This window comes from Plantactinospora sp. WMMB334 (assembly GCF_049179095.1).
GTDB lineage: Bacteria > Actinomycetota > Actinomycetes > Mycobacteriales > Micromonosporaceae > Plantactinospora.
This window is the reverse complement of the sequence record NZ_JBMHME010000002.1, coordinates 1016451-1028310: the sequence shown is the minus strand read 5'-3', so window position 1 is coordinate 1028310 and position 11860 is coordinate 1016451. Positions and strand designations below refer to the sequence as shown.

Below are 11860 nucleotides of genomic sequence, written 5' to 3'. Positions count from 1 at the left end.
CACCCGTGCCGACGTCGGAAATCGGCGCGCCATCCCCCCGCTCCCCGATCGGTGGCGCCGCCCTCAGCTCCGGTCGATGCCGAGGGCGGTGAGAGCGGCCGGGAGGCTCGGCGACAGCAACGGGCAGGGCTGCATCCCCTCGATGCCCTCGGATAGTGTTCGGTCGGCCACGCAAGCGTCACGATGTGGCGTGCTGGCGAGTCCTGCCACAGCAGGACATCCGTAGGTTGGGGAGGACCGCATGGCCAGTATCGAGGAAGTCAAAGCAGCGCTCGCGCAAGCCGCCGAGCAGGGAAACACGACACTCAACCAGATCCGGTCCTCGATCGAGAGCACCGAGCAGATGCTCAACCGCCTGCGCGCCGTCGCCGCCGGCACGAACCACGCGATGATCGCGGAGGCGATCCAGCGCGCCGAGCAGAGCAAGCAGCGGCTCACCGAGGCGGCGACCCTCGTCCAGGGCAGTTCCGCCGCCGCTCGCCAATATGTAAGCGTCCTGGGCTAGTTGCAACGCCTTTCAGTTAGGGCAGTGGTTGGTTGGTCAAGGGTCGTTGGTGATGACATCGATGCTGGTGGTGGCCTTGTAGGTGCGGCGATCGATGTTCGGTCCGCGGGCTTGGTACTTGGAGTTCGAGCGTTTGATCATGCGGCTCTTGGTGCGGATGCGGCGTTCGGGCAGCAGGTTGGCCAGGACACGTTCGCCGATGGCGCCGACCAGGTCGATGACGGTGTCGGCGATGACGCCGGCGGCGTGGACGACTTGGTCGCGGGCGGCGTTGAGGGCGGTGGTGAAACTGGCCCGGTCCGGGTCGAGGCCGGGCTGGCTGTCGGTGGCGTCGACCATGGCGGTGCGTAGCAGTTGGTAGACGATCAGCAGGGCGTGGATCTCCTGGTCGACGCCGTCGGGGGTGCGGGCGCGTAGGACCCGGCCGCCGAGGATGGTGGATTTGAGTTCCAGGTAGGCGGTCTCGATCTCCCATCGCTGGTGGTAGAGGGTGACGAGGTCGGCGGCGGGGTAGCGGGACGGGTCGAGCAGGGTGGTGATGAGCCGGTAGTCACCGATGTGGCTGCCGGTGGTGGTGGTGATGCTGATTCGGGCCTCGATCACGCGGACGTGTCGGCCGCCGATGACTGATAGCCAGGATCCGTCGCGGTAGCGGTGGATCAGCGGGAGTCTGCGGCCGGTCTTGCAGCGGATCAGCAGGTTCGCTCCGGTCGCGGTGAAGGCGGTGATCAGGTCGGCGGCGCAGTAGTTGCGGTCGGCCAGTAGCAGCATCCCGGCGCGTAGGCTGCGGGCGAGTCGCTCGGCTTGGGCTGTCTCGCCGGTGGTGCTCGGGTCGAACACGGCGTCGATGACCGTACGAGTGCCGCAGGTCAGCAGGGCGCTCAGCCGCAGTGTCGGGTAGCCGGAGCCGCCGTTGTTGCACCGGTGTTTGACGTAGCGGTGCAGGTTGGCCGGCGAGTCCGCGACAGTGATCATGGTGCCGTCGATGACGACCGGCAGCAGGCCCCGCCACCACACGGTGGCGACGGCGCCGGTGGCCGCAGGCCCTCGTAGCAGGTCGAACAAGGCCCGCAACGGGGCCGGGCCGAGTCGTTGCCGGGCTTGGCGTAACGCGCTGCCGCTGGGGTCCGGTACCGGTAGCCCGCGCAGGCCGGCGACGAGTTTCGCCCACACCTGCCGGTAGCCGCAATCGGCGAACAGACAACCGGCCAGCAGCAGATACACCACGACCCGGGCCGGCAACAGGCGGACCCGTCGCTGCGTACGCCGGGTCGTGGCCAGCACATCATCGACCATCTCGAACGGCACGAGGCGGGTCAACTCACCGAGATGACCCGCCGCGAACGGTCCGGCAGCTACCGTGACCGTCCGTGTTATGGCAATCTGATCCACCGAGCGGGGTTCCTGGTTCGGGTTGTCTTGGAGTGACAAACCTTGATACCGGAACCCCGCCTCTCATTCCCTGATCAACACACCCCTTGACCAGCCCCACCCACGCCTAACTGAACGACGTTGGGGCTAGCTGGGCCGTGAATGCCGACGAGATGAAGGACACGATCCGCGAGGGTAACCAGCTACGCCGCCGACGCTCTGTGTCAGCTCTGGCCGGACGTCCACGCCGCGCTCGACGGCATCCGCGCACGCCAGCGGCGTGCAGGTCGGCTCAGCAGCGGGCCGGGTCTCCGCCCGGCCGAGGGCGACGAGATGCCCCGGGTCGGGGATCGGTGGCCGTACGGTATACGCCGACGATCGTCTATGTCGATAGCTTGCAAGTTAACAACTGAACCTGAAGCTTTCTTTTACGACGGGTCGGGTGTGCCATGCCGCCAGACGCACGGCGAGCTGCCGATCAGATAGATGTCCACCGAGCCCGAGGCTCGATGGTGGACGGCGACGCCGATCCGGTAACCGTCGGCCGGGTCCTCCACGCTCAGCCGGGGATCGCCGCGGTCCCGCAGGTCGTTGACGATCCGGTAGCCCCGCCGCCGCCAGTGGTCCGCGAGTGTCGCCAACGCCTGCTCGGTAGGCCAGTTTGCCGGGTGGACCAGCTCGTACTGCTGCTCCACGAAGACCCGGCCGGCCGGGCCACCGTCGGTCGGGTCGTCGCACGGCAGCGTGCCGCCCGGCCCGAACGGCTTCAGTTCGGCGCCGGGCGGAAGCTGCGCGTGGGCCTCCCGCAGGATCTCCCCGACCCGCTGGGCCGCCGCTACGGCGGTGACGGTGGGCTGCACGTCCTCGTCTCTCCTCCACATGCCGAAGCCGCCGGGGCCGGCGGGCACCTCACCTCGGTCGTGCGGCCCCTCATCGGACCATCTCCGGGTGTCCGGTCACGATGTACGCGATGTTCTCCCGGGCAAGGTTTCCCGGGTCCCAGTACGCCGAGTGGGTCGCCACCCAGTCGTCGGCGTTGCCCGGATCGCTGCCGAACACCCGCCCACCGAACCGCGGCTCGGTCGGGTCGATGCCGTGCACGACATCCGGTGACCATGCGGCGATCTCGTCGTGCTGCGCCCGGGTGGCCCACACCTCGTTCGCGGTGACACCCCGCAGCTCCACCGCCGAGTCGACGTCCACCCCGGGTGCGCCGACGAAGACCACCGCGTCGGCGTCGATTCCGGCGCCGGTGGCGGCGTGCCCGATCACCAGCGAGCCGTAGCTGTGCCCGAGGACGACGTTCCGGGACGGCTCGCCGTCGTGGGTGACCCGCAGCCCGTTCTGGAACTGGTTGAGCTCCCGGGCACCCGCCTCGGCGTAGCTGTCGGAGGGCGCGTCGACGACGGCGTCGTCCGGGGCGTCGTAGCCGAGCCAGTACAGCGACGCGGTCTCCTGCCCCGGATCGATCCGCCTGGCGTCCAGGGCCATCCGGTCGGCCCGCTCGATACCGGCCTCCACCCCCGCCAGCTCGGCCCCGACCCCGGGGACGTACGTCAGCACGTTGTCCGCGGCGTCCGGGTTGCCGACCGAGACGATCGCCCGGCCGTCGTCGGCGGTGGAGAGCCCGATCAGGTACGCCCGCGGCTTGTCAGGATCCTCCAGCCGGGCATCGATCGGGTTGAGCCCGCGCAGCGTGGCGTCGATGCGGTTCCGCTCGTCCGCGATCACGGCAAGCTCGCGCTGGGCGGCGTGCGTGGCCGGATGGTGATCGCGCGGATAGAGTTCGGCGGCGCGCCCCTGCTCGAGCATGGCCCGGATGTGTGCCTCCCGGGCCTGCAACTCGGCCCGGCGCTCGGTACGCCCGTCCATCTCCCGATCCAGCACGATCCGGTTGGCGATGTCCCGGTTGGCCACCGGCACCCCGTCGAGCGACCCGATCAGCTCCGGATATTCCGAGATGGCGTAGCGGCGCTGCGCCGGGGAGAGCGAGTCCCACCACCGCTTGACGTCGGTCGGGTCGGCGCCCCTGGCCGGCACGCTCGCCCTCTCCACCGTGGCCGAGGGCGTACCGGATGCCGTCGCGGTGTTCTCGGCGATCGTCCTCGCGGTCCGCGCGTCGAGTTCGGCGGCCTCCCGCAGCAGCGCGTCGCGGACCGCGACCAGGGCGGAGACGGACCGGGCCGTCGCCTCGGTCGCGTGTGCCGGGTCGACCGTCATCGACCCGTCCGGGTGGACGGTGACATGTGCGGCCCGGCCCTGCTCGACCAGTTCCCGGGCCCGGACGCGCAGCTCCGCGACCGTGTTGCCGTGCTGGGCGAGGGCCTGGGCGATCAGCAGCAGCGGCGGGAACGCGGCGTCGAGGTCCTTGCGCAGTGCCTCGCAGTGCGCACCCGCCGACGACGACGCCGGACCGGACTGCCAGACGCCGGAGAGCCGCCTCGTCGACCGGGACAGCGCGTCCGTCCGCTCGTCGAGCGCGGCGCCGAGCCTGTCCCAGTCGGCTGCCGCCTTCCGCCACGGTTCCGGGTCGGCCCGCAACACCATCTCGAAGGAGATCCCGGCCATGTGTGGCTATCCCGTGCCGGACCGGGCGGGCGGACCGGCCGAGCCGGTCGCTTCGGGCGCCGGCATGGGGCGGACGCGACCGATCCGCTGGACGGAGCGCTTCTCCGACTCCTCGTAGTTGTCGGCCGAGCCGCTCAGCAGGCTCCCGGCCGCCTCGATCCGGGCGCCGAGCCCGGTGAGACAGGAGCTCCAACCGCGCGCGGCCCTGGTCGTCGCGTCGAGAGCGGCCCAACCGTCGACCCCGGGTCCGCCCGGTGGTACGAGTCGATCGTCGACCGCCGCGACGGTGCGCTTCAGCTCGGCACCGTGGTCGACGATCTCCGCGCCCAGCCGTCGCAACCCGGGCACGTTGACCCGCACCGGTTGCGTCATCACGCCTCCCCGCCACACCTCGGGGCTACCACCCCGTCGACCGGGCCACCCCGCTGGGAGAGCAATATACCAACGTCGACCTACGGACCAGCACCTGTCGACTGTCCCCACCCGACACACGCCAGCTACCCGAGACACGACTCCCACCCGACACGCGACCGCACCGGCTGTCCGGGACGGATCGGTGCCGTCCGGCAGACCGGTGCGGGCGGAGCGGTCCGGCTCGTCGGCCGGCCCCAGGGAGGATCGGCGAGGGTGCGAAGGGATCGGGCCGACGGCCGGATCCAGCCCCTCACGCCACTCCCCACTCGATCACTGGCGGGTGTCCATCGACATCTGGAGTGCGCGACGGGCCTGCTCACGGGCCTCGTCGGTGTTGTCCGGCTTCGGTTTGGTCGGCTTGGCGGCCATCGGAGTGGCTCCTTCCAGGGCGGGCGGCACCGCACGACGCGGTGCACCACGACGGGGTCGTGCTGATCGGCCGCGACGACGGCGGGTCCGGGATCTCCGGACCGGGCGGCCGGGACGGCGTGAGCCCCGGGTCGGTCGACCCTGGCAGCCGGGCGATCTGCGCGGGGTTGCCACACCCGGTCCGGGTGGGACGGGTGGGAACGCAACCCTAGGTATCGTTCAGTTCCGTTACCCAAGTTATCGTTCAGGTCCACATCCTGTGCGGCATTCCCGCGATCCGGGACAGCGCGCCCCGCCGGCCCGGCCGGACAACCTGGTCAGCGGGCGAAGAAGTGCCAGCCCATCCACCACCAGAACCCGAAGAGGGCGATCCGGCCGACCGGTACCGGGCCGACCTCGTAGCGCATCACGTAGGCGCAGACGTCGCCGAAGGTCGGAATCCGGGAGCCCTCCCGCCGGGCGGCCCACTCCAGTGCGCCGAAGAGCAGCAGCGCCAGGCTGAACCCGGCGATCGCGACGTGTCTCATCGCCGCACCAGCCCCCAGAACGCGGAGAGCCACGCGAAGTAGGCGACCGATCGCACCAGCCGGTCGTCCAGCAGCGGGTCGGCAAGCTTGGAGAAGGTCGGGAAGTCGTCCCGGGAACCGAGCATGAACGTGCCGGCCTCGAAGACCCCGAAGACCAGCACCGGCAGCAGCCACCAGGCGGCGCCGGACCGCAACCGGTGCGGTACGGGCCGTCGGGGCACCCGGCTGGTTACCCCCAGCCACACCAGCGCCCCGCCGGTGCCGATGGCGTAGATGTTCGCCTGGGTGGAGAAGGAGGGAAACTGCCCTCCGATCACGGACAGGAGGGTGAGGGTCGGAACCGTGACGACCGGTCGGTCCCAGGCCCGGGGCACATCCGCAGAGAGCTCCGGCTGCTGTTCCATCAGCCAATTGTCCTCGCGCGACCGCCGAGCGGAAAGCACGCCGCCGGCCGGGTTACTCCCGAGCTTGCAGGTCGGCGAGGGGCGTCCCCTCACCGGCCGGGCCCGGCCGGCCGGCCCGGGCCAGCTCGGCCCGGATCGCGTCGACGATCTCCGACGCCGTACCGCGTCCGGTGAACCCGGCCGCGAGGCGGTGCCCACCGCCGCCCAGGGCCACCGCCACCGCACTCACGTCCGTGGCGCCCTTGCTGCGCATGGAGACCGCCCACTCCGCCTCGGTGACCTGCTTGAGCACGCAGCTCACGTCCGCCTCGGCGGTGCAACGCACCGAGTCGATCAACGGTTCCAGCGTGTACGGCCGCTGCCCGTGCCGGGCCAGGTCCGCCAGCGTCGCGTACGTCCAGACCAGCCCCACCCCGCCGGCCGCCGACGGCTCGAGCTGGGTACGCCCGAGCACGTCACCGTAGAGCCGTACCGCACCGAACGGCCGGGTGTCGAAGATCCGCCGGGAGATCTGCCCGGGGCTGATGCCGGTGGCGAGCAGCCGGGCGGCCATCTCGTGCACCGCCGGAGTGGTCATGTCGAACCGGAACGAGCCGGTGTCGGTGGCCAGGGCGATGTAGAGGCACTCGGCGATTCCCGCGTCCAGCGGCACGCCGAGCCGGACCAGCAGCTTCTCCACCACCACCGAGGTGGCGGCGGCCTCCGGGTCGACCAGGTGGATGCCGCCGAACCGGGTGTTGGAGGCGTGGTGGTCCAGCACCAGGGCGGCGCCGGCCCGATCGAGCCGGTCGGCCAGGTCGCCGAGCCGCGAGACGGCGGCGACGTCGAAGCAGATCACCAGGTCGGGCTCGGGATCCGCGGCCGTCGCCGGGACCAGCAGGTCGAGGCCGGGCATCGCCTGGAGCGGCTCCGGCACCTCCGGACGCCCGGGGAAGGTGGCCTGGAGATGCCGTACGCCGAGCTGCCGCAGCCCCAGTCCGAAGCCGAGCATGCTGCCCAGCGCGTCGCCGTCGGGGTTGACGTGACAGATCAGCAGCACCCGGCCGTCGGCGGGAAGTCGGGTGATCGCCGAGACCGCCGCCGCCCACTCCGCCTCGGTCGGCTGCTCGGCGGCCGGCGGGGACACGTCGGTGAGCAGGGCGCCGCTCACGGACGTCCTCCGCCGTCACCGGCCGGCGGCCGGCCCTCGTGCCCGGCGTCGGCCTTTTCCTCGGCGTCGACCTCGTCCTCCTCGGAATCGACCCGGTACGGCTGCGCCTCGCCCGCATACTCCGCCCGGGCGGCCAGCCGCTGCACCTCGGCGTCGGCGGTACGGGCCGCCGCCAGCAGATCGTCGATCTGTTTCACCTGGTCCTGCACGTTGTCGAGGACGAAGGTCAGGCTCGGCGAGTGGCGCAGCCCGAGCGCCTTGCCGACCGTGCTCCGCAGCAGCCCCTTGGCGCTCTCCAGCGCGGCGGCGGTGGCCGCCTGGTCGGAGGCGTCGCCGAGCACGGTGTAGAAGACGGTGGCGTCGCGCAGGTCGGGGGTGATCCGGGCGTCGGTAATGGTGATCATGCCGAGCCGGGGGTCCTTGATCTGGGTACGCACCACCGACGCCACCAGTTCCCGCACCCGCTCCGCGTGCCGACGTACCTTGGCCTGGTCCGTCATCTCCGCACCTCCACGCCCGTCCTGCTTCCGGGCCGGACCGGCGACGCTGGGCGCCGCGGCCGGACCGGCCGACCTGGGAAACACTACCCGCGCATCCTGGAGCCTCGCCGCCGCCGTCGCCATCGGCCGACCCGGCAGGTGAGCCGGGTCCGGTCCGGCTCGTCGGTCAAGGCTCGCTCCTCGTCGTCCGCCGGGGTTCAGTCGTCGTCGCCGTGCAACCGGCGCCGCACGGAGAGCAACTCGATCTCCGGCCGGCCGGAGATCAGACGCTCGCAGGCGTCCAGCACCGTACCGACGTGCTGCGGCTCGGAGGCGACCAGGGCGACTCCGATCTGGGCCCGCCCGTGCAGGTCGAGCACGCCCACCTCGGCGGCCGAGACCTCGAACCGGCGCAGCGCGGCGACGATGGGTCGGACGTACGACCGCTTGGCCTTCAGGGAGCGCGAGTCTCCGGGCAGCAGCAGGTCGAACAGGGCGGTTCCGGTGTACACGGCCGGAAGGGTACGCCATCTCCCCACCGCCGCTCACCGCCTTTCCCGGCACCCGGCCCCTCTTCCGCCTCCTTGGGTCGGACAGGCCGGTGGCCGGAGCCCGACGGGCTCCGGCCACCGGCGATCGATCTCGCTCAGGCGCGCGGCTTCTCGCGCATCTCGAACGTCTCGATGATGTCCCCGACCTGGACGTTGTTGAAGTTGCTCAACGTCAGACCGCACTCGAAGCCCTCGCGGACCTCGGTGGCGTCGTCCTTGAACCGCTTGAGCGAGCTGATCGTGACGTTGTCGGCCACGACCGTCCCGTCACGCAGCAGCCGCGCCTTGGCGTTGCGGCGGATGACACCGGACCGGACGATACAACCGGCGATGTTGCCGATCTTGGACGAGCGGAAGACGTCGCGGATCTCCGCGGTGCCCAGCTCGACCTCCTCGTACTCCGGCTTGAGCAGGCCCTTGAGCGCGGCGTCGATCTCCTCGATGGCCTGGTAGATGACCGTGTAGTACCGGATCTCCACGCCCTCGCGGTCGGCAATCTCCCGGACCTTGTTGGAGGCCCGGACGTTGAAGCCGATGATCGTGACCGCCTCGGACGAGGCGCTGGCCAGCATGACGTCGCTCTCCGTGATGGCACCGACGCCCCGGTGGATGATCCGCAACTGGACCTCCGCCGGAATGTCGAGCTTGAAGAGCGCGTCCTCCAGCGCTTCCACCGAGCCGGAGCCGTCGCCCTTGAGCACCAGGTTGAGCGAGGTCTTCTCGCCCTCCTTGAGCTGCTCCATGATCGTTTCGAGGCTCGGCCGACGCTGCGAGTTGGCGAAGCTCGCCGCCCGCCGCCGCGCCTGCCGCTGCTCGGCGATCTGCCGCACCGTACGGTCGTCCTCGGCGGCCAGGAAGGTGTCACCCGCTCCCGGCACCGCGGTCAGACCCAGCACCATGACCGGACGCGCGGGGCCGGCCTCGGTGACCGGCTTGCCGTTCTCGTCAAGCATGGCCCGGACCCGGCCGTGCGCCCCACCGGCGACGATCGAGTCGCCGGCCCGCAGGGTGCCCTTCTGCACCAGCACCGTGGCGACCGCACCGCGACCCTTGTCCAGGTGTGCCTCGATGGCCACACCCTGGGCCGGCCCGTCGGTCGGAGCGGTCAGCTCCAGCGACGCGTCGGCGGTGAGCAGGATCGCCTCGAGCAGGTCCTCGATGCCGATGCCGGGCTTGGCCGCCACGTTGACGAACATGGTGTCGCCGCCGTACTCCTCGGCGACCAGGCCGTATTCCGTCAACTGCTGCCGGACCTTGTCCGGGTTGGCCTCCGGCTTGTCGATCTTGTTGACCGCCACCACGATCGGCACGTCCGCCGCCTTGGCGTGGTTGAGCGCCTCGATCGTCTGCGGCATGACGCCGTCGTCGGCGGCGACCACCAGCACCACGATGTCGGTGACCTGGGCACCTCGGGCACGCATGGCGGTGAACGCCTCGTGACCCGGGGTGTCGATGACGGTCAGCGCCCGATCCTCACCCTCGTGCGGCACGTGCACCTGGTAGGCACCGATGTGCTGGGTGATGCCACCGGCCTCGCCCTCGACCACGTTCGCCTTGCGGATCGCGTCGAGCAGCTTGGTCTTACCGTGGTCGACGTGACCCATCACGGTCACCACCGGCGGGCGGCTGACCAGCCGGTCCGAGGCGACCTCGGCGTCCAGGTCGATGTTGAACTGCGCGAGCAGCTCGCGATCCTCGTCCTCCGGGCTGACGATCGAGACCTCGAAGCCGAGGTGCTCGCCGAGCAGCTGGAGGGTGTCGTCCGAGACGGACTGGGTCGCGGTGACCATCTCGCCCAGGTTGAACATCTCCTGGACCAGCGAACCCGGATTGGCGTTGATCTTGTCCGCGAAGTCCGACAGCGACGCACCGCGAGGCAGCCGGATGACCTGGCCCTGACCGCGCGGCGCGCCCGAGCTCATGGTCGGCGCCGACAGGTTGTCGAACTCCTGTCTGCGCTGCTTCTTGGACTTGCGACCGCGGGTCGGCTTGCCACCGGGACGCCCGAAGGCACCCGCGGCACCGCCGCCGCGGCCACGGCCGCCGCCACCGGGACGGCCGGCGCCACCGGCCGGTGCCCCGCCGCCGGGACCGCCACGGAAGCCACCGCCTCCGCCGCCACCACCGCCGGGACCGCCGCGGAAGCCACCGCCTCCACCGCCACCACCGCCGCGGAAGCCACCGCCTCCGCCGCCACCACCGCCGGGACCGCCGCGGAAGCCACCGCCTCCGCCACCGGGGCGACCGGCACCGGCACCGCCACCTGGGCGGCCGGGGCCGCCACCTGGACGGCCGGGGCGCTGCGTCGGCATGGACGCGGGGCTCGGCCGGGGCGGCATCGAGGCCGGGCTCGGCCGGGGCGGCATGTTCGCCGGGTTGGGCCGGGGCCCGCCCGACGCCGCCGGACGCTGACCGCTCGGCGTGATGCCGAACGGGTTGTTACCGCCGCTGCGTCCCGAGGGACGGCCACCGGGCCGGCCGGGGCCGGGCGTCGGCGCACCGGGCGGTGTCGGCCGCGCGCCCGACGGGGCGCCCGGACGCGGCGGGGCGGCACCGGGACCCGGCTTGGGCCGGTTCGTGGTGGTGGTGCCGCCGTCGCCCGGCGGCTCCCGCCGGCCGGTGTCGTTGCGTTGCTGCCGAGCCGCCTGGGCGGCCTTGACGGTCGCCTCCTGCTCGGCCTTGAGGGCGGCCGCGCGCGCCTCCGCCGCGGCCAGCTCGATGTCGTGGGCGCTCGCCGGCTTGGCGACCGGGGTCGCCGGCTGCGGCGGGCCCGGCACCGGGCCCTTGGGCTTGGCCGGAGGCGTCGGCCGCCGGGGTGGTCCCGGCTTCGCGGAGATCCTGGGCTCTCCGGTGCCCGGCGTCGGGGCCGCCTTGGGTGTCGGCGGCGGCGTCGGAGCGGCCGGAGGTGCCGACGGCTCCGCAGACGCGACGAAGGCGCCGCGCAGCCGCCGGGCCACGGGGGCCTCGACGGTGCTCGACGCTGACTTGACGAACTCGCCCATCTCCTTGAGCTTGGCGAGAACGGTCTTGCTTTCGACCCCGAGCTCCTTAGCCAGCTCGTGTACGCGGGCCTTGCCTGCCACTGCACTCCTCACTCCGAGGTCGTGCGGGCAGCACCCGCAGCGACCTCACTCGTGCACTTGAAGCCTGGTCATTTCTGGGACTTCATCGTGTGCTCATGTCGGTCGTCCTACCTTGCTTACGGTCCGTTGCGTCGATCCCGCCCGGCCGGGTGGCCGGTCGTGGTGGTCGACGCCTTGGAGATGCTCGGCCAACTCACTCGCGTCAGGTACGCCAGCGATCCGCAGCGCCCGCCCGAAGGCGCGACGCCGCACTGCGAGCGTGAAGCATGCCGGGTCGGGATGAAGGTGAGCTCCCCGCCCCGGCAGGCTACGAGCCGGATCGGGTCGGAGGCTGTGACCAGTCTCATCGCCGACCGCGACGATCCGCAGCAGCTGGCCGGCCGGCGCCCGTTGCCGACAGCCCACACAGGTGCGCTCCGGCTCCGCGCGTCGTACCACT

At 71.6% G+C, this 11860-nt stretch carries 12 protein-coding genes; 1 reads left to right on the top strand and 11 read right to left on the bottom strand.

Annotation, left to right across the window (positions count from 1 at the left end):
* Positions 1–241 precede the first annotated feature (241 nt).
* Positions 242–505 carry a hypothetical protein gene (locus ACN27G_RS04450; RefSeq protein ID WP_421491501.1) on the top strand — a complete coding sequence of 88 codons (264 nt, stop codon included), beginning with the start codon at positions 242–244 and terminating at the stop codon, positions 503–505.
* Positions 506–541: 36 nt separating this feature from the next.
* Here ACN27G_RS04450 and ACN27G_RS04445 read toward each other — a convergent pair whose 3' ends face one another.
* From ACN27G_RS04445 to ACN27G_RS04395, 11 genes are all read right to left on the bottom strand, one after another.
* Positions 542–1897: an IS4 family transposase gene (locus tag ACN27G_RS04445; protein WP_421491116.1), complete on the bottom strand. Its 1356-nt coding sequence runs from the start codon at positions 1895–1897 to the stop codon at positions 542–544.
* A gap of 407 nt (positions 1898–2304) precedes the next feature.
* Positions 2305–2784, bottom strand: a complete 480-nt coding sequence (locus tag ACN27G_RS04440; protein ID WP_421491500.1) for a hypothetical protein — start codon at positions 2782–2784, stop codon at positions 2305–2307.
* A gap of 22 nt (positions 2785–2806) precedes the next feature.
* Positions 2807–4444: an alpha/beta hydrolase gene (locus ACN27G_RS04435; protein ID WP_421491499.1), complete on the bottom strand. Its 1638-nt coding sequence runs from the start codon at positions 4442–4444 to the stop codon at positions 2807–2809.
* Positions 4445–4450: 6 nt separating this feature from the next.
* On the bottom strand, positions 4451–4816 hold the full coding sequence (locus ACN27G_RS04430; RefSeq protein WP_421491498.1) for a hypothetical protein: 366 nt from the start codon (positions 4814–4816) through the stop codon (positions 4451–4453).
* A 728-nt stretch (positions 4817–5544) separates the two neighbouring features.
* Positions 5545–5754 carry a DUF6186 family protein gene (locus tag ACN27G_RS04425; protein ID WP_421491497.1) on the bottom strand — a complete coding sequence of 70 codons (210 nt, stop codon included), beginning with the start codon at positions 5752–5754 and terminating at the stop codon, positions 5545–5547.
* Positions 5751–6158, bottom strand: a complete 408-nt coding sequence (locus ACN27G_RS04420; protein ID WP_421491496.1) for a hypothetical protein — start codon at positions 6156–6158, stop codon at positions 5751–5753. Before ACN27G_RS04420 ends, ACN27G_RS04425 begins: the two co-directional genes overlap by 4 nt.
* Before the next feature lie 52 nt (positions 6159–6210).
* On the bottom strand, positions 6211–7308 hold the full coding sequence (locus ACN27G_RS04415) for a DHH family phosphoesterase (protein WP_421491495.1): 1098 nt from the start codon (positions 7306–7308) through the stop codon (positions 6211–6213).
* The gene (gene rbfA, locus ACN27G_RS04410; RefSeq protein WP_421491494.1) at positions 7305–7808 is read right to left on the bottom strand and encodes a 30S ribosome-binding factor RbfA; all 504 of its coding nucleotides are present in this window, start codon (positions 7806–7808) and stop codon (positions 7305–7307) included. The genes ACN27G_RS04415 and rbfA overlap by 4 nt, the downstream gene beginning before the upstream one ends.
* Before the next feature lie 197 nt (positions 7809–8005).
* On the bottom strand, positions 8006–8299 hold the full coding sequence (locus ACN27G_RS04405) for a DUF503 domain-containing protein (RefSeq protein WP_421491493.1): 294 nt from the start codon (positions 8297–8299) through the stop codon (positions 8006–8008).
* Between the two features lie 134 nt (positions 8300–8433).
* Positions 8434–11421: a translation initiation factor IF-2 gene (gene infB / locus ACN27G_RS04400; protein WP_421491492.1), complete on the bottom strand. Its 2988-nt coding sequence runs from the start codon at positions 11419–11421 to the stop codon at positions 8434–8436.
* A 93-nt stretch (positions 11422–11514) separates the two neighbouring features.
* Positions 11515–11826 carry a YlxR family protein gene (locus ACN27G_RS04395; protein ID WP_421497232.1) on the bottom strand — a complete coding sequence of 104 codons (312 nt, stop codon included), beginning with the start codon at positions 11824–11826 and terminating at the stop codon, positions 11515–11517.
* Between the last annotated feature and the right edge of the window lie 34 nt (positions 11827–11860).